Origin of the sequence: Corallococcus silvisoli, assembly GCF_009909145.1 — a bacterium.
Lineage (GTDB): Bacteria > Myxococcota > Myxococcia > Myxococcales > Myxococcaceae > Corallococcus > Corallococcus silvisoli.
In genome coordinates, this window is the sequence record NZ_JAAAPJ010000010.1 from 171,064 (window position 1) to 188,477 (window position 17,414).

At 70.6% G+C, this 17,414-nt stretch carries 16 protein-coding genes; 9 read left to right on the forward strand and 7 right to left on the reverse strand.

Features of this window, described 5'->3' with window-relative positions; translation table 11 throughout:
• Nucleotides 1-67: 67 nt before the first annotated feature.
• From GTY96_RS21090 to GTY96_RS21115, 6 genes are all read left to right on the forward strand, one after another.
• On the forward strand, nt 68-796 hold the full coding sequence (locus GTY96_RS21090; protein ID WP_161665608.1) for a hypothetical protein: 729 nt from the start codon (nt 68-70) through the stop codon (nt 794-796).
• A 129-nt stretch (nt 797-925) separates the two neighbouring features.
• Nucleotides 926-1,528 (forward strand): hypothetical protein, encoded by a 603-nt coding sequence (locus GTY96_RS21095; RefSeq protein WP_161665609.1) that lies wholly within the window; start codon nt 926-928, stop codon nt 1,526-1,528.
• Nucleotides 1,529-1,649: 121 nt separating this feature from the next.
• A complete protein-coding gene (locus tag GTY96_RS21100; protein ID WP_161665610.1) occupies nt 1,650-2,018 on the forward strand; it encodes a hypothetical protein in 369 nt (122 codons plus the stop codon).
• Nucleotides 2,019-2,144: 126 nt separating this feature from the next.
• Nucleotides 2,145-3,332 carry a GNAT family N-acetyltransferase gene (locus tag GTY96_RS21105; RefSeq protein WP_143900256.1) on the forward strand — a complete coding sequence of 396 codons (1,188 nt, stop codon included), beginning with the start codon at nt 2,145-2,147 and terminating at the stop codon, nt 3,330-3,332.
• A 72-nt stretch (nt 3,333-3,404) separates the two neighbouring features.
• Nucleotides 3,405-4,409, forward strand: coding sequence for an NAD-dependent epimerase/dehydratase family protein (locus GTY96_RS21110; protein ID WP_143900254.1), 1,005 nt, complete (start codon nt 3,405-3,407; stop codon nt 4,407-4,409).
• An 11-nt stretch (nt 4,410-4,420) separates the two neighbouring features.
• Nucleotides 4,421-5,278 (forward strand): WGR domain-containing protein, encoded by an 858-nt coding sequence (locus tag GTY96_RS21115; RefSeq protein WP_143900253.1) that lies wholly within the window; start codon nt 4,421-4,423, stop codon nt 5,276-5,278.
• A gap of 22 nt (nt 5,279-5,300) precedes the next feature.
• Here the strand turns inward: GTY96_RS21115 and GTY96_RS21120 are convergent, their stop codons facing one another.
• Nucleotides 5,301-6,134, reverse strand: coding sequence for a hypothetical protein (locus tag GTY96_RS21120; protein WP_235685755.1), 834 nt, complete (start codon nt 6,132-6,134; stop codon nt 5,301-5,303).
• A 152-nt stretch (nt 6,135-6,286) separates the two neighbouring features.
• On the opposite strand from GTY96_RS21120, the gene GTY96_RS21125 reads away from it, so the two are divergent.
• A complete protein-coding gene (locus GTY96_RS21125) occupies nt 6,287-7,483 on the forward strand; it encodes a substrate-binding domain-containing protein (protein ID WP_143900250.1) in 1,197 nt (398 codons plus the stop codon).
• 193 nt (nt 7,484-7,676) lie between these two features.
• Nucleotides 7,677-9,128, forward strand: coding sequence for a hypothetical protein (locus GTY96_RS21130; RefSeq protein ID WP_161665612.1), 1,452 nt, complete (start codon nt 7,677-7,679; stop codon nt 9,126-9,128).
• 195 nt (nt 9,129-9,323) lie between these two features.
• On the opposite strand, the gene GTY96_RS21135 is transcribed toward GTY96_RS21130, so the two are convergent.
• The 6 genes from GTY96_RS21135 to GTY96_RS21160 form a co-directional block, all read right to left on the reverse strand.
• A complete protein-coding gene (locus GTY96_RS21135; protein ID WP_161665613.1) occupies nt 9,324-10,328 on the reverse strand; it encodes an NADP-dependent oxidoreductase in 1,005 nt (334 codons plus the stop codon).
• An 86-nt stretch (nt 10,329-10,414) separates the two neighbouring features.
• On the reverse strand, nt 10,415-10,690 hold the full coding sequence (locus tag GTY96_RS21140) for a hypothetical protein (RefSeq protein ID WP_143900244.1): 276 nt from the start codon (nt 10,688-10,690) through the stop codon (nt 10,415-10,417).
• Nucleotides 10,691-10,828: 138 nt separating this feature from the next.
• Complete coding sequence (locus tag GTY96_RS21145; protein WP_143900242.1) at nt 10,829-11,710, reverse strand: aldo/keto reductase; 882 nt, start codon at nt 11,708-11,710, stop codon at nt 10,829-10,831.
• Entirely contained in the window at nt 11,707-12,516 is an 810-nt protein-coding gene (locus tag GTY96_RS21150) for a M14 family metallopeptidase (RefSeq protein WP_161665614.1), read from the reverse strand. Before GTY96_RS21150 ends, GTY96_RS21145 begins: the two co-directional genes overlap by 4 nt.
• A 123-nt stretch (nt 12,517-12,639) precedes the next feature.
• Nucleotides 12,640-13,086: a Spy/CpxP family protein refolding chaperone gene (locus GTY96_RS21155; protein ID WP_143900238.1), complete on the reverse strand. Its 447-nt coding sequence runs from the start codon at nt 13,084-13,086 to the stop codon at nt 12,640-12,642.
• Between the two features lie 110 nt (nt 13,087-13,196).
• A complete protein-coding gene (locus GTY96_RS21160) occupies nt 13,197-13,598 on the reverse strand; it encodes a hypothetical protein (RefSeq protein ID WP_143900236.1) in 402 nt (133 codons plus the stop codon).
• Between the two features lie 252 nt (nt 13,599-13,850).
• On the opposite strand from GTY96_RS21160, the gene dnaE reads away from it, so the two are divergent.
• Complete coding sequence (dnaE, locus tag GTY96_RS21165) at nt 13,851-17,396, forward strand: DNA polymerase III subunit alpha (protein WP_143900234.1); 3,546 nt, start codon at nt 13,851-13,853, stop codon at nt 17,394-17,396.
• Nucleotides 17,397-17,414 lie beyond the last annotated feature (18 nt).

The following is a 17,414-nucleotide window of genomic DNA, read 5'->3' on the forward strand; positions in this document are numbered from 1 at the left end:
GCGCCGCCCGGGAGGGCTCCCTCTGGCGGGGACGGATTCCCCGCCAGTTCTCTTCCGGGATGCCTTCATGAAGAACACGACGATTTTCCTGACGCTGCTCTCCTTGCTGACCGTGGCCTGCGGCAACACCGACGACCCCGACGAGGGCGGTGGGGGAGACAACACCCACGCGGATGGAGGCAGCAACACCGGCGTGGACGGGGGCGGCAACGGCGGGGTGGACGGAGGGGGCAACACCAGCGTGGACGGGGGCAGCGATGCAGGCGTGGACGGGGGCAGCGATGCAGGCGTGGACGGGGGCAGCGGCCCGGGCGGCGCGCTCCAGTGCATCTCGATGGGGTGGTGCACCACGTGGACCGCGGACAGCAACCCGGTGACGGACGCGCCTGCCTTCAACGGGGGGACGCTGCGCGACGGCATCTACCGCCTGGAGCAGGGGCGCGGCACCGACGAGGCGATGATCATCCAGGGCTCCTCCGTCCTGTTCGTGGGGGACTTCTGGGACAACACGCTGGGAACCTGGAAGATCTCCAACGGCCGGATCGCGATCCAGATCGGGAGCTACTGCGACCTCTTCTCCAGCGGCAACATGTCCCTCACGTATGACCTCGCCTTCGCCGTCCGCGGAGATGAGCTCTTCACCCAGAGCGTGAAGCTGCTCGACACCCCCATCCTGCGCTGGCGGCGGGTGTCCTACCTCTGTCAGGAGAGCACGTCGTTCAAGTGCCGGGACTCGAAGTGCACCTGCATGACGACGACGAACAAGCCGTTGACGGGGCAGCCCGCCTGCCACTGAGCCCGCGGGCCCGGGCGGCGTGACCGCGAGCGCCGCCCGGCGCGCACCGATTTCATGCAACGGCGCGGACCGGGAGGACTCCCTGCCGCGGGGACGGATTCCCCAGGAGTTCTCTTCCGGGATGCCTTCATGAAGAACACGACGATTTTCCTGACGCTGCTCTCCTTGCTGGCCGTGGCCTGCGGCAACACCGATGACGCGGGAGGCGGGGATGGCGGCACCCAAGGCGGGGTGGATGGTGGCAACGGGGGCACCGCGATTCAGTGCAGCGCGGTGGGGTGGTGCACCACCTGGGAGGCGGACAGCGACTCGGCGGTCGACGCGCCGGCCCTGACGGGTGGAGCGCTGCGCGACGGCATCTACCGCCTGGAGCAGGGCCAGGGCGCCGAGGCGATGGTCATCCAGGGGTCCTCCATCCTCTTCGTGGAGGGCCAATGGAGCAACTCGGTGGGGACCTGGTCGGTCACGGGGGGACGGCTCGCCATCAACCTCGCCACCTACTGTGACGACTACTCCGAGGGCGACCGCTCCTACGCGTATGCGTATGCGTTCGCCGTCCGGGGAGAGGACCTCTTCACCCAGGAGGAGGGGAAGGCCAGCAACCCCATCCAGCGCTGGCGACGGGTGGCCCACCTCTGCGAAGCGTCGGCCTCGTTCAAGTGCCGGGTCCGCAACTGCGCCTGCGTCACCACGACGAACAAGTCGCTCCACGGCCAGGGCACCTGCTCCTGACCCCTCCCGAGGGGAAGCCCAGGGCCCAGGCCGCATGAGGCGCGTCCGGACATCATCCTGGAAGAAGGCTACAAACCCGGATACCGGTTTCCATGGCGGGAGCCGCCGGGGAGGACGTCTGATGAAGGGCCTGTGGCTGCTGGGAGGGATGTTGCTGGGCGCGGTCCTGACGCTCATCGCCGGGGTCGCGTATTGGTTGCACGACAGCCGCCCGCTCCGGGATCAGATCCACGTGCGCGTGGAGAACCGCACGGGCCAGGACGTGCGCGAGGTCCGCGTCGAGTACGACCAGGGGCAGGTCCTCCATCGCGTGCTGCTCCAGGGGAGCACCGTGGCCCTGGCCTATCCCGCGGGGGGCGACTCGTCCTATCGCCTCATCGCCGTGCTGGAGGACGGCAGGCAGCTGACGGGCGGCTCCAGCTACATCGGGCGCGGCGCGCAGACGCGGGAGGTGCTGGAGCCGGAGCGGGTGGTGTCGTCGGATCCCTGAAGACTTGGGGGCGTGGCGTCCTGGCCGCGCAACCGAAGCTCGCGAGGCGACAGCGCCCGCGTCCGGCCTTCCTCGCCTCCTCCCGCTGCGCCATGCTGCCCGCGCACTCAGCAAAGGGGTCGAGGGATGGCGTCAGCGGAGTACGGACTTCCACGGGATGAGCAGGAGCTGGCCGCCATCGCGGACATCACCGCGCAGGCCTTCGCGATGTCCGCCACGGACGCGGAGACGGTGGTGCTCAAGAACAGCGCGGAGTCCTCGCTGCGCATCCTGCGCGTGAACGGGGAGGTGGCCGCGACGCTCACCCTCATCCGCATGGGCCAGTTCCTGGGCGGCCGTGGGGTGCCCCTCATCGGCGTGGGGGGCGTGGGGGTCGCTCCGGCGCACCGGGGCGCGGGGGCCGCCACGCGCCTCTTCCGCCACTTCCTGCGCGAGATGCGCGACGCGGGCTCGCCGCTGTCCGTGCTCTACCCCGCGACGCAGCCGCTCTACCGGCGCGTGGGCTACGAGCTGGCCGGCGCCCGCTATGAGATCCACGTCGACGCCGCCTCGCTGGAGCTGGGGGAGCGCTCGCTGTCCCTGCGGCCCTCGCGGCTGTCGGACGACGCGGCGGTGGAGGCGTGTTACCGGCGCTTCGCCGCCCAGCACCACGGCTGGTTGGACCGGGGGGATTACATCTGGCGGCGCGTGCGGACGCCGCGCAACGACACCGCCCACGGCTTCGTCGTGGAGGGGGACTCCGGCGTGGAGGGCTACGTGTACCTCGTGCGTCAGCTCGCGCCCCAGGGCGCCGTGCCCAAGCAGGTGTTGAAGCTCACGGACCTCACGGCCACGACCCCCGCCGCCGCGCGCCGGCTCCTGCGCTTCCTGGGCGACCACCGCTCGCTGGCGCAGGACGTGGTGTGGTTCGGCGGCGCGGACGAGCCGCTGCTCACGCTGCTGCGCGAACAGACGTACCAGGTGAAGCTGTCCATGCACTGGATGGCGCGGCTGCTGGACGTCCCCCGGGCCCTGGAGGCGCGCGGCTTCGTCCCCGGCCTCTCCGGCGCGCTGCACCTGGACGTGGAGGACGACCTCTTCCCGGAGAACCAGGGGCGCTTCGTCCTGGAGGTGGAGGGGGGCACCGCCCGCGTGCGGCCCGGCGGGGAGGGCCGCATGCGGCTGCACGCGCGCGCCCTGGCCCCGCTCTACACCGGCTTCCTCACGCCCCGGGCGCTCCAGCTGGCCGGGATGCTGAGCGCGGACGACGCGTCGCTCGACGCCGCCAGCGCCCTGTTCGCGGGCCCCTCGCCGTCGATGCGCGACATGTTCTGACGCGGGCCCGGGCTACCCGGGGCCCCTCCGGGGATGGTAGGAGCGGCGTGCTCTGGCAGGGAGGCTTCACACGTGCGCGCGTTCGTCACTGGTGGCTCGGGGTTCGTCGGGAAGCACCTGCTCACGGCGCTCGCGAAGCGCGGGGAGCCGGCGCGCGCGCTGGCCCGCTCGCCCGGCGCCGCCCAGGCGGTCCAGGCCGCGGGGGGCGAGCCGTGGGAAGGCGAGCTGACCGACCCGGAGCGCCTGCGCCTGGGCATGGAGGGCTGTGACACCGTCTTCCACGCCGCCGCGCACGTGAAGATGTCCGGCCCCCGCGCGGCCTTCTACGAAACCAACGTGCGCGGCACGGAGGCGGCGCTGGAGGCGGCGAGGGCGGCGGGCGTGAAGCGCTTCGTGCACGTGAGCACCGAGGCCGTGCTGGCGGATGGCGGCCCCATGGTGAACCTCCATGAAACGCACCCCTTGCCCGCGCGCGCCGTGGGCCCGTACCCGTCCACCAAGGGCGAGGCCGAGCGGCGCGTGCTCCAGGTCCACTCGCCGGAGTTCACCACCGTCGCCGTCCGGCCCCGGCTCGTCTGGGGACCGGGTGACACCACCGTGCTGCCGTCGCTGGTGGCCGCGGTGAAGGCGGGGCGCTTCCGCTGGATTGGCGGCGGGCACTACCTGACGTCCACCTGCCACGTGGCCAACGCCGTGGAGGGGATGCTGCTGGCCGCGCAGAAGGGGCAGGGCGGTCAGGCGTACTTCCTCACCGACGGGGCGCCCGTGGAGTTCCGCGCCTTCGTCACCGCGCTCCTGAAGACGCAGGGCGTGGAGCCCGGCGACAAGTCGCTGCCCACCGCGCTCGCCGCGGCGGTGGCCGTGGTGGGCGACTTCGCCTGGGACCTGCTGGGTTTCAAGGGCGCGCCGCCCCTGTCGCGCACGGAGCTGCTGCTGGTGGGCCAGGAGGTGACGGTGAGCGACGAGAAGGCCCGGCTGGAGCTGGGCTACACGGGCAGCGTGTCGCGGGAAGAAGGGCTGCGGGCGCTGGCGGCGAACGCCGGCGGGGGCGCGCACGAAGGCCCCCAGCTGGGGTAGCCTCTCGGGCCATGCGCAGGTTCGAGTTCGTCGACGGCAACAGCTCCAAGTTCTGGGTGCCCGAGGTGCAGGGCGCCACCTTCATCGTCACCTACGGCCGCATCGGCACGGCCGGGCAGCGCAAGGAGAAGGTCTTCCCGGACGAGGAAGCCGCCCTGCGCGAGTACACCAAGAAGGTCGCGGAGAAGACGCGCGAGGGCTACGCCGAGGTGGGCGCCGGAGAGGCCCCGCCCGCGCCGCCCCCGAAGGCCGCCGCCGCGCCGCCCCCGGCGCTCGTGCTGCCCCGCCGCGTGGTGCCCGCCACGCCGGGCCCGGAGGCGGTGGCCGCGGCGGGCTCGGCGCTCGCGCTGCTCCAGACGCGCCTCAAGGGCCCCAGCTGGAAGGTGACGCGGCTGGCGCGCAAGGCCCGGCACGCGCTGCGCGCCCTGGGCGGCGTGGACCCCGCGGCGCACCCGGCCCTGGCCGCGCCCTTCGCCGCGCTGATGGCGCGCGTGGTGGGGCCCAAGGCGGAAGGCCGGCTCCCGCTGCGCCATGCGCTGGGGCTGCTGTCGCAGGTGGACGTGGCCGCCTTCCAGCGGGCGGCGGAGGCGTGGAAGGCCGCGCCCCAGGGCTCGGTGCCGCCGGGCGTGGCCTCCGCGCGCACGCTCAACGACCCGGAGCTGGCGCTGCGGGTGACAGCGCTGCTCGCGGAGCGCCCCGACCTGCGCGACGGCTCCGAGGACGCCTGGGCCAAGCGCTGGACCGCGCTCAAGCCGCACGTGGAGGCCCACCTGTCCGGCGCGGGCAGCTCGCTCGCCGCCTTCGTCGGTGGCGTGGAGGCGGGCGGCGACGCCCACCTGTCGAAGCGGCTGGCCCGGCTGGGGGCGTGACGCGCTGGACGCCCGCGCCCGCCTAGTTCGCGGTTCCCGCCGCGCTGCCGCTCCCGGGAGCGGCCGGGGCCTGGAGGGTGGCCGCCGTGGGCTGGCGGTCCATCTCCTCCGTGGGATAGGCGCGCGCCGCGTCCAGGTACTTCTTCGGCTGTACGCGCCGGCGCTCCGCCTTCGTCAGCCCCTCCGGGCTCAGGAGCGCGGGCTCCGCGTCCCCCGTCTTCTCCACGACGTGCCCGTCGCAGAAGAGCCACTCGGTGTGCCCCTCCGGCGACTGGCGCGCGAAGTAGAGGTCCGGCTGGCCCACCTGGGACGGCTTCGGGCACCACGTCTCGCGCGCCTTCGCCTCGCGCGCCGGGCCCTCCTCGCGCCACTGCCGCTGGGCCTCGCGCAGCGCCGCGGAGGCCTGGATGCGGGGCGCCAGGGCCATCCGCCCCTGCGCCTCCGCGAGCAGCGCCGTGCCCCGCTGCGCCAGGTCCGGGAAGGCCCCCGTGCGCCGGAAGCCACAGGTCGTCAGCGCCCGGAGGTTGTTCTCGTGCACCTTCAGCACCGGCGGCAGCGTGCGCAGCCCCTCCTCCAGGAGCGCCAGGTGCTGCGGGTGCTCCTGCGCCTGCGCGTCCTCCGCCTGCTCCGTCTCCTTGACGAAGCGCGCCAGGAGGCCGTTCACCGCGGTCAGCTCCTCCGCGAACCAGCGCGGCTCCGCGTCACAGGGGCTCGCCTTCGACCCCGTGTAGTCCCGATAATCCGCGCGGGACATGCCCAGGGCATAGTGCTGGACGGGAGGGGGCTGCTTCGCCGCGCAGCCTCCGAACACCGCTCCCAATCCCAGGAGCGCGATGCTTCGAGCCAGGGTCATCATCCGGTCCATTCTGTCATCCATTTGGGGCCAAATAAACCGGCGGAGTCCTCTCCTGGAGGGGGAGCGGCCAGGGGAGAAACCGTGAGTGATAGGGATGTGACAAGTGCGCCGCCGGGCTCCGCCGGAGTGCGACCCGGAGTACGAGGGCGGACATGAAGCCCCGGGTCCTCCTCTTCATTGGCTTGCTGGCCGCGGCGCTGGGGGTGTTCTACCTGCTGGCGGCACCGGAGGCGCCCGTCGCGCAATCGCTGGATCCGGAGCCGCGGGCTTCACCGCTCCCGTCGCGCCGGAGGGTGACGGACATCACGTTCCTCTACAGCACGGAGAAGCGCGAGTGGGTGGAGGCGGCGCTCGCGGACTTCCAGCGGACGCACCCGGGGGTGCGGGTGACGCTGGTGGGGAAGGGCTCGCTGGAGGCGGCGCGGGCCATCCTGGAGGGGCGTGAGCAGCCCACGGTGTGGAGCCCGGCGGACAGCGCGGAGCTGCGCATGCTCGCGGCGGACTGGGCGACGGACGCCTCGCACGGGCCGCTGTTCGCGACGCAGGGCGAGGCCGTGCCCCAGCCGCTGGTCATCACGCCGCTGGTGTTCGTGGGCTGGCAGGACCGGATGGAGGTGCTGCGCAAGGCGGGCGGCGGCGGAGCCCTGTCCTGGAAGACGCTCCAGCGCGCGGTGGCGAGCGACCGGGGCTGGCCCGCGGTAGGGGGCCCCGCGGAGTGGGGCTTCGTGAAGCTGGGCCACACGGACCCCACGAAGTCCAACTCCGGCCTGCAGGCGCTCCTGTCCGCGACGCTGGAGTACCTGGGCCGCCGCGCCGGGCTGACGCAAGGCGACCTGTTGGATCCGGGCTATCAGGCGTGGCTCCAGGGGTTGGAGCGGGGCGTGACGCGCTTCGAGCCGTCCACGGGCACGTTCATGACGGACCTGGTGCGCTACGGGCCCTCTCGCTACGACCTGGCGGTGGTGTACGAGAGCCTGGCCATCGCGCAGCTGGGCAACGCGCAGGGGCGGTGGGGCGCGCTGCGGGTGGACTACCCGCCGGTGACGCTGTGGAGCGACCACCCGGCGGCGGTGCTCCAGGCGGACTGGGTGACGCCCGAGCAGCGCGAGGCGGCGCTGGAGTGGGTGGGCTTCCTGCGCAGCCCGCAAGTGCAGGCGCGCGCGCTGACGTTTGGGTTCCGGCCGGCGGACCCGTCCGTGCCGTTGAAGACGCCAGACGCGGACAATCCGTTCACGCGGCTGGCGGCGCAGGGCATCCGGGTGGACGTGCCGCCCGCGGCGGACGTGCCGGACGTGTCGGTGCTGCGCACGCTGTTGGAGCTGTGGACGCGCATGGGCGTGGGGCGCTGAGGGCCCTGCCGCGGGGGCACCTCCGTCCTCCGCGTGCTGTCCTATAGGCAGACGTCTGGATACGACCGGGTGGGCCCGGGGCGCTCTTTTTTCAGCCAGCCGGGCCCGCCGAGGCCGTATGGCCTTCAGGGCCGGGGAGAATTCAATGACAAGTCATGGAAGAGTTCCGCTCCCTGTTCGTGGACGGAAGCTGTTGGGGCGGGTGTTGCTCGGGCTGGGCCTGTGCTCCTGCCAGGCGGATCCGGTGGGGGGCGTGGACGCCGGAGTGGACGCCGGCACGGAGCTGGACGGGGGCGTCGTCTTCCCGGAGCTGGCCTCGGAGGCGCGGCTGCTCCAGGTGGATGCGCGGCAGACCTTCCTCGTGTCCGCCCGGGAGGACGGGACGTATGCGCAGCCGCTGCCCACGGGTGCGGCCGTGCGCATCGCGGGCCCGGTGGAGGCCGCCGTCGCGGCGAACGACGGCAGTGCCGCGCTGCTGAGGAGCGCGCCGGTGGACGGAGTGCGGTCGCTCTGGTGGTGGCGCCCTGGCGGCTCGGACGCCATCTCCCTCACGACGCGTGCGCGGGGCGACGAGGTCCATGACGCGGCCTTGAGCTACGTGGCCTTTCTCGAAGCCGGTGCGGGGGACGTGACGTCCCTTCGCATGGCGCGCAAGGATGCGTGCACGCCGGAGGGGTGCGCGCTCACCACGGTGGTCGAGCTCCAGGGTGGGGCGCCCGAGCTTCGCGCCGCGGGGGGAACCCTGTTCCTCGTGGATGGCACGAAGGCGTGGTTTGTCGACGTCGCGACGGGCGCGGTCACGAACCTGGGCGCGCTGCCGGGAAGGCCCTTCATCTCCCCGGAGGGGACTCGGTATGGCTGGGCCGTGGAGGACCAGGTCCTGCTGTTCGACGCCGCCACCGGCTCGCCCGTCTGGGACCACGTCTGGCGCAATGACGAGGCGAGGCCGGGATGGCTGCCCCTGGACACGCCCATCATGCTCGACGAGGTACACGTCCTCGTGAACACCGAAGGCCGGTGGAAGGGCGCGCCCCAGGAGGTCCCGCTCGGGCATTCGCTCTTCGCGTGCGATGGCCAGGGCTGCCGCGAGGCGGTCTCCAGCAACATGTGCTGGACCGTCCGGCTCGCGGAGGAGCAGCGGGCCCTCTACTGCCGTGAGGACCTGTGCCCCTTCGTCCGGTGCAGCCTGGTCAATACCCTGCGGGACAGCGCGGCGGGGCTCCTCTCCATCTCGGGGGAGTCTGGCACCCTGCTGGGGCCTGCCTTCAGCGAGGGCTTCACGGCCAAGGCGCGGTTGAGGGCTGCGACGGCTCCGGACGCGGTCCCCTCACTGGAGTGGGAGCAGGGCGGCGTCACGACGAAGCGGGCCGTGCAGGGCGCGGTGCCACAAGCGCCGCTCCTGTTCGTCCCTGGCCCCCGGCGGGTGCTGTACCTCCAGGAGGTGACCGAGCCGGACGGTGTGCAGCGACACCACCTGTGGACCTGGGATCTCCAGCACGCAGTCGACCTGGGCGCGCTGGAGGGTTTTCCGCTCCACCAGGGGGCCGTCCTCGTCCGTGACAACCCGCCCGCGCTCTATCTGGACACCGTCCGGCCGGGCGCGGATGGACGTCTGGGGACGGCCGTCGTCCGCGTGCCGCTGTAGCGCGCGAAGGGGCGCGCGGCGGATTCAGGTCGCGGCTCCAACCTCGCGGTCGAAGCGTGGGTTCGTGCCTCGATGGCGCTGACGACCTGATTCCTCCGCCCAGGGCTGGATGGCCCGGCCCTGGGTTGTTGGTTCCGGGTCGTCAGTCTCCATGAACAGCGTCGCGGGGCGCTTCGCGCGCTGCCCTTCGCGCGGTCACCCGAGCGTGACCACGACCTTGCCCTTGGCGCGGCCTCCCTCGAGGTAGGCGAACGCGTCGGCGATCTGGTCGAAGGCAAAGACCCGGTCGACGACGACCTCGAGCTTCTTCGCGTCGACGAGGGCGGCGAGCTCTTCGAGCTGCTTCCCATCAGGCCGCATGAACAGGTAGCGGTAGTTGACGCCCGCGCGCCAGGCACGGAAGCGAATCCCCGCGCTCGCGAACCAGAAGAGCGTCGCGAGGCCCGCGCCGCGGCCCAGATCCTGGGTCGCGGTCTTGGGCTCGGGGAGACCGGCGATGCTGACGACCTTGCCGCCGCGGCGAACGACGGACAACGCGCCCGTGAGTGTGTCACCCCCGATGAGGTCGAAGGCCGCGTCGTAGTCGCGCAGCACGCTCGTGAACGCCTGGGTCGTGTAGTCGACGATGACATCCGCGCCGAGGTGCTCGACGAGCGCTCGGCCACGGGGCGATGCCGTCGTCGCGACCGTCGCTCCGAGGTGCTTCGCGATCTGGAGCGCGAAGGTCCCGACGCCGCCCGCGCCGCCCGGAATGAAGACGCGCATCCCTGGCTTGATCGCCAGCTCGTCGCGAAGTGCTTGAAGCGCGGTGAGCGCCGCCAGCGGTATCGCCGCGGCGTGAACGAAGTCGAGCGACGCCGGCTTCCGCGCGACGAGATCCTGATGCACGCACGCTGTCTCGGCGAAGGCACCGAGGCGCTCCTTCGACACGCGGGTGAAGACCGCGTCCCCGGGGCGAAACCGCGTCACCCCCTCCCCGACGGATGCGACCACTCCCGAGAGTTCGCAGCCGAGGACGATGGGGAGTACGTACGGATGGATGACACGCAGCATGCCTTCGCGCGTCTTGAAGTCGACGGGGTTCAGGCCCGCTGCCTTCACGTCGATCCGGACCTCACCGGGTCCGGGTTCGGGAGGAGCCACGTCGCGAAGCTCGGCGGCCCCTGGGCCGCCATATCGGTTCAGAACGAAGGCGCGCATGAGGAGGCAACGCTAGCGGTGCCTCGGCGAGCACGTCCATCCAGACGGTCTTGATCCGCGGGTTCTCCTCAACGGGAGGACCGCGCCTACCGGGGCGCCTGCGCCAGGAACTGGGCGACGCGCAGGGCCCAGGCCTCCGCGGAGTCCAGCTCGGCGCGGGCGCTCGCGTAGCGGTACAGCGACTCATCGGAGTCGTCCCGACCGAAGAGCGCGTCGTTGAACTCCTTCTGCGCGGTGGTGAGCCAGAGGCCCGCGCGCATGCGCAACCACTTCGCCACCTGCGGCGTGTGCTCGACCTGATCCAGGTCGAGCGCCGTGGGGTGGATCTCCACCGACTCTCCATCCTTCTCAAACTCTGGCATCACGTTCATGCACCGGATGTTCGCCACGGACCCAGGCGCTAGCACCCGGCCCGGTTGGACGAGACAAACGTCGATGGTGAGCAGTTGCCCGTGCTGAAATCTTCGCTGTCGGACGGAACCCAAGACTGGCGGGCTGCGTCAGATGACGCCGTCCCAGCCGGAGTCCTGGCGATGGAACGCGTCCCGGATGGCCTGGACGACAGGCTCCGGCAGGGCGCCCTGTTCCAAGGCCCGCGCGTTGGCGCGCAGGTTGTCCAGCCGCGTGGTGCCCACGATGCACGTGGCGACACCCGGCGCGAACGCGGTGAACCGCAGCGCGAGCTCCGGCCAGTCCAGGCCGTCCGTCTGGAGGCCCATGCGCTGCATCCGGTCCCAGTACTCGCCGACGTCGTGCGCGAGCGGACGTCCCGGAAAGCGCCACGGCGCGTTGGCCAGGGGCCGCTTGGCGATGACGCCCACGCCGCGCGCCCGGGCCTTCGCCACGCCGTGGTCGAGCGAGCGCTGATCGAAGAGGTTCACGGACGTCTGCACGACGGAGAACGCGCCTGTCTCCAGCGCGGCGTCCAGCCCGGCGTTGTCGCCCGAATACGCGGCGGCGCGCACCTTGCCCGCCTCCACCGCGCGGGTGAGCGCCTCCACCAACCCGGGCCGGTGCAGCACGTCCGGCGGACACGAGTGGAAGTGCAGCACGTCCAGCACGTCGGTGCGCAGCCGCTGGAGGGCCAGGTCCACGCCGCGCGTGATGCACTCGGGCGTCCAGTCCTCCACGCCGGGCACGCCGTAGCCGCACTTGGTGGACAACACGAACTCGCGGCGGCGCGAGCCCAGGAACCGTCCGATGCGCTGCTCGGACACGCCGTAGCTGGGGGCGGTGTCGATGAGGGTGATGCCCGCGTCCAGCACGCCGTGCAGCAGCGCCTCCGCGTCGGCGTCACTGAGGGCCTCACTGCCCACGGGCCCCGCGCCGAAGCCGAGCGCGGACACGCTGAGGCCGCTGTCTCCCAGAGGGCGCTGGATCATCGGGTGGGGCCCTCGCCACGCGCCGCCAGGTCGATGAAGCCGCGGATCCACACCAGGTTCACGGCGTCGCACGTCGCCAGGGGCGTGGGCGTGGTGGTCTCCAGCGCGGCGGTGTACGGCACGCCCTGGCGCATGTACCAGTCGGTGACGCTGCCATCGTGGAAGACGACGAAGCCGCTCTCGTCGGCGAAGCTGTTGTCATCCACCTTGCGGCTGCGCACGACGGTGGCGTGCGCGGCGCTGGCGTCCATCAACGGGCGGTAGGCGGCCTTGTCCCCGAAGGTGTACGCGTACGTGGCGACGCCGCCCAGGTAGTTGTCCTGGTGGATGTCGAGCGCGGCGTCCGGAGGCGGGAAGCGGGCCAGGTCGCTTCGCACGGCGCGCGTCTCCTTGGGGCCGCCGTCGTAGAGGGCCCAGCGAAGGATGGGTGGGTCGCCCATCAGCTCTCCGCGCCACTCGCCGGGGGCGATCTCATAGCGCATGAAGTCGTTGTTGGGTTTCTCGCCGCTGCGGTTGTAGCGCGTGCCGTCCTCGAAGCCGGAGGGGTTGATACACGGGTAGACGCGCAGGCCCACGCCCTTCGACTTCGCGTAGGCGACGATGTCTGGCAGGTGCTGGACGAGCGTCAGCGGGCCCGCGGGTTCCTCGCCGTGGAAGCCGGAGGTGATGACGAGCCAACGGTCGCCCGGGACGATGAGGCGGAAGAGGGGATAGTCGCGCCCTCCTTCGTTCACCTGGCCGTATTCGGAGAGTTCGCCCAGGGAAGCGTGGGCGCGGATGCGTCGTGCGTAGTCGGTGTAATCCACCCACCGACAATAACCGTGGCGACACGGCCTGCCCACGCTCGTGCGCGGTGTCACACGCCATGTGTCATGTCGCGCGCAACACCGGCGGCCCGGCCAGCGAAGACCCGGGCCGCCAGGGCAGGGCTACTGCTGACCGGTGCGCTCGCGGATGTCGCTGGCCAGCGTCTGACGCTGGGCCGGCGTGAGGGTGCGGTGGATCTCCAGCACGGCGTCCGTGGCCTTGTGGGCGAAGGCGCGGAAGGCGTCGATGCGCGCGTCCACCAGGGCGTGGAGCTTCGCGGCGTCGGGCGTGGCGGACTCGAGCTGGGTCAGGGCCTCGGTGCGCGCGGCCTTCTGCTCCTCCATGAGCGCCTGGCCGTCGTTGAGCAGGCGGTCCTTCACGGCGTGGATGGACGTGCGCTGGGCCTCGGTGGCGTCCAGGTCATCCAGCTTGTCGTCCAGCTTCCACGTCACCATCTGGCGGATGCGCTCCGGATCCGGCGTGCCACGGTGATGGCGGCCGAAGCCGAAGCCGGTGAGCAGCGTGACGGCGGCGATGGCGGTACCAGCGATGATGAGCGTCTTCTTCATGGCGTGTGTCTCCAGGCGTGGGGTTCGTTCCCGCTTCTTGACTGGAGCCAAGATGGACGCTGGCGGTTGCGTGGGTTTGAGCCAGGGGTGAAGAAGTGTGAAGGCGCGGGTCACGGACCGCGGACAGCGCCGTCCATCATGGGGGCCTCCTCGAGGATGAAGCCGTACTGGCGAACAGCCTCCTCGACGCTTGGGTCCAGGATGCAGTGGGCGTACACCGGCCGGTCGTTCACGCGCGCCGTGGAGAGGAAGTCCCAGGTGATCGCCCCCTCGATGGGCACGATCAGCCGCTTCGCCACGGGGCCCGAAGGTGCCTCGAGCTTCAGCAGGAGCCCCACCCTGCCGCGGTCGCCCCTCATCGTGTGAACCTCCTTGATGATGGCGAGATAGCGCCTCCCCTCGCGGCGGACGCGCTCGTAGCTCTTCTTCTCGCTGGCGAACAGGGCGAAGATCAGCAGCGGCGTCAGGACCAGGGGCGCCACGACGCACAGGATCACCAGGATGGGGCTCATGGGGGCTGCTTCTAGGGGAGCGAGGCGCTCCCCGAAAACCCCGCCATGGCCTCGGTGACCCCAGGAGCGTGCCCACGCCCGGACGGACGGGGGGCGGTGATTCCGCTCCGGGTGTCTCCCGGGCCGGATTCCAGGGCCCCGCGCGCGAGGGCGAACGCTTCTTTCCCCCAGGCCTGTCACTGGACTGGCGAGCAGGGGTTGCGGGCTCTAGTGTTCAGGCGCCTCTTTCTCCACCCGGGAGCCGGAACGCCCATGTCCTTCACCCACCTTCACCTCCACACCCTCTATTCGCTGCTGGATGGGGCCATCCGGATGAAGGACCTCATCAAGACGGTGAAGGAGAAGGGCATGTCGAGCGTGGCCGTGACGGACCACGGCAACATGTTCGGCACCATCGACTTCTACAAGAAGGCGAAGGACGCGGGCATCAAGCCCATCCTGGGGCTGGAGGCGTACGTCGCGGGCCCCAAGGGGCGCGAGGACCGTTCGGAGAAGGTGGCCCACCACCTCATCCTCCTGGCCAAGAACGCGGAGGGCTACGCGAACCTGCGCTACCTGTCCTCCACCGCGTACATGAACGGGTTCTACTACCACCCGCGCATCGACAAGCAGGTGCTCGCGGAGCACAGCAAGGGGCTCGTCGGCCTCACCGCGTGCCTGGGCGGCGAGGTCACCAGCGCGTGCTTCCGCGGCGACATGGACCACGCCCGCCGCGTCGCCGCTGAGTACAAGGGCATCTTCGAGCCCGACAGCTTCTACCTGGAGGTCCAGTCCAATGGCATGGCCGAACAGGACAAGGCCAACGAGAACCTGAAGCAGCTGTCGCGCGACCTGGACATCCCGCTGGTCGCCACCGCGGACGCGCACTACATCAAGCGCGAGGACGCCAAGGCGCACGAGCTGCTCATGTGCATCGCCAGCGGCAAGACGCTGGCGGACAACAAGCGCCTGCGCCACTCCACCGACAAGCTCTACGTCACGAGCCCGGAGGAGATGCTCGGCTTCTTCGCGGACTCGCCGGAGGCCGTGCACAACTCCATGCGCATCGCGGAGATGTGCAACGTGGAGCTGAAGCTGGGCAAGCCCATGCTCCCCACGTTCAAGGTCCCGGACGGCCACACCCCGGACACCTTCATGTCGGAGCTGGCGTACGAAGGCCTGCGCCAGCGCTTCAAGGAACTGGAGGGCCAGTACCCCATCGACCGCGAGCAGTACCAGGCGCGCCTCACGCTGGAGCTGGGCGTCATCCAGCGCATGGGCTTCAGCGGCTACTTCCTCATCGTCCAGGACTTCATCAACTGGGCCAAGGACCACAACATCCCGGTGGGCCCGGGCCGTGGCTCCGGCGCGGGGTCGCTCGTCGCCTACGCGCTGCGCATCACCGACCTGGACCCCATCCCGTACAACCTCCTCTTCGAGCGCTTCCTCAACCCGGAGCGCGTGTCGATGCCGGACTTCGATATCGACTTCTGCCAGGACCGGCGCGACGAGGTCATCAAGTACGTGGGCCGCAAGTACGGCGAGATGAACGTGGGGCAGATCATCACGTTCGGCTCGCTCAAGGCCAAGAGCGTGCTGCGCGACGTGTGCCGCGTCTTCGGCCTGCCCTTCAGCGAAGGCGACCGCATCGCCAAGCTGGTGCCGGAGGTCCTCAACATCACCTTGAAGGAGGCCATCGAGATGGAGCCTCGCCTCAAGGAGATGATCGAGAAGCCCCAGAACATCGGTGAGGTGGAGGGCAACCCCGTCACCACCAAGGACGTGCTCGAGATCGCGCTCGCGCTGGAGGGCCTGCACCGCCAGCCCGGCATGCACGCCGCGGGCGTGGTCATCGCGGACAAGCCGCTCTGGGAGTTCGTGCCCGTCTATCAGCCGCCGGGCGAGAAGATCCTCATCACCCAGTTCGCCAAGGACGAGGTGGAGGCCGCGGGCCTCGTGAAGTTCGACTTCCTGGGCCTGAAGACGCTCACGGTCATCCAGCACGCGCTGGACCTGGTGAACCGCAACCACGGCAAGGACATCAAGCGGCACGAAATCCCGCTGCACGACGAGAAGATGTGGCAGCTGATGGCGGACGGAGACACCGCCGGCGTCTTCCAGATGGAGTCCAGCGGCTTCACCGAAATGGTGATGAAGCTCAAGCCCACCTGCTTCGAAGACGTCATCGCCGCCGGCGCGCTCTACCGCCCCGGTCCGCTGGACTCCGGCATGGTGGACGTCTTCATCAACCGCAAGCACGGCCGGGAGAAGGTGGCCTATCCGCACCCCAACCTGGAGCCGGTGCTCAAGGACACCTACGGCGTCATCGTCTACCAGGAACAGGTGATGCAGATCTCCCAGGTGCTGGGAGGCTACACCCTGGGCCGCGCCGACCTTCTTCGCCGCGCGATGGGCAAGAAGAAGGCGGAGGTCATGCAGGCCGAGCGCGCCGGCTTCCTGGAGGGCTGCAAGACCAACAACGTGGACCTGAAGGTCGCGGGCGAAATCTTCGACCTGATGGAGAAGTTCGCCGAGTACGGCTTCAACAAGAGCCACTCCGCGGCGTACGGCCTGGTCACCATCCACACGGCGTGGCTCAAGGCCCACTACCCGTGCGAATTCATGGCCGCCCTTCTCACCAGCGAGAAGGACAACACCGACAAGGTGGTGAAGCACATCGGCGAGGCCCGCGAGTCGGGCACGCAGGTGCTGCCGCCGGACGTGAACCAGTCCGACCTGGCCTTCGGCGCGGTGGAGGGGAAGATCCGCTTCGGGCTGGGCGCCATCAAGGGCGTGGGCGAGGGCGCCATCGAGTCCATCCTGGAGGCGCGCAAGGAGGGCCCCTTCAAGAGCCTCTTCGACTTCTGCGAGCGCGTGGACGGCCGGCGCGTCAACCGCAAGGTGCTGGAGGCCCTGGTGAAGGCGGGCGCCTTCGACTTCGAGAAGCGCCCGCGCGCGCAGCTCTTCGAGACCATCGAGCGCGCGATGAACCGCGGCTCCTCCAGCCAGAAGGACCGCGCCGCGGGCCAGAGCTCGCTGTTCGGCATGCTCGCGGGCCCCGCCACCTCCGGCACCGGCCTCAAGGACGACTACGCCGCGGTGGAGGAGTGGCCGGAGAAGGAGCGCCTGGCCTTCGAGAAGGAGGCCATCGGCTTCTACGTGTCCGGCCACCCGCTGTACCAGTACGAGAAGGAGCTGAAGCGCTACGCGCGGCCCATCACCGCCGTGCAGCGCGCGCGCCGCGACGAGAAGCTCACCGTGGCCGGCATCATCACCGTGCTGCGCGAGCGCCCCACCAAGACGGGCAAGCGCATGGCGTGGGTGACCATCGAAGACCTGTCCGGCTCCACGGAGCTGGTGTGCTTCCCGGGCAAGGACGGCACGCGCAACGTGATGGGCAAGGACGGCAAGTGGTCCAAGCAGGGCCCCAAGCCGGGATACGAGCACTGGGAGCACCTGCTCAAGTCGGATGACCCCATCCTCGTCTCCGGCACCGTGCAGATCTCCCAGCGCGATGAGAACACGCCCACCGCCGAACTCATCGTCGACGACATCCAGAGCCTGAAGTCCGTGCGCGAGAAGCGCACCAAGCGGCTGGAGCTGCGCCTGCCCGCGGAGGTCGTCACCGAGGAGCGGCTGGCGAAGCTCAACGAGCTGGCGAAGAAGTACGCGGGCGCGACGCCCGTGGCGGTGAGCGTGCTCTTCCCCGGCGAGGCGGAAGCGCACATCGCGGGCACCACCCTCAAGGTGCAGGTGAACGACGATTTGCTCCTCGCGGTGGACAAGCTCTTCGGGCAGAAGGTCGTCGAGTTCGGCTGATTTCCAAAGGGAGCGATT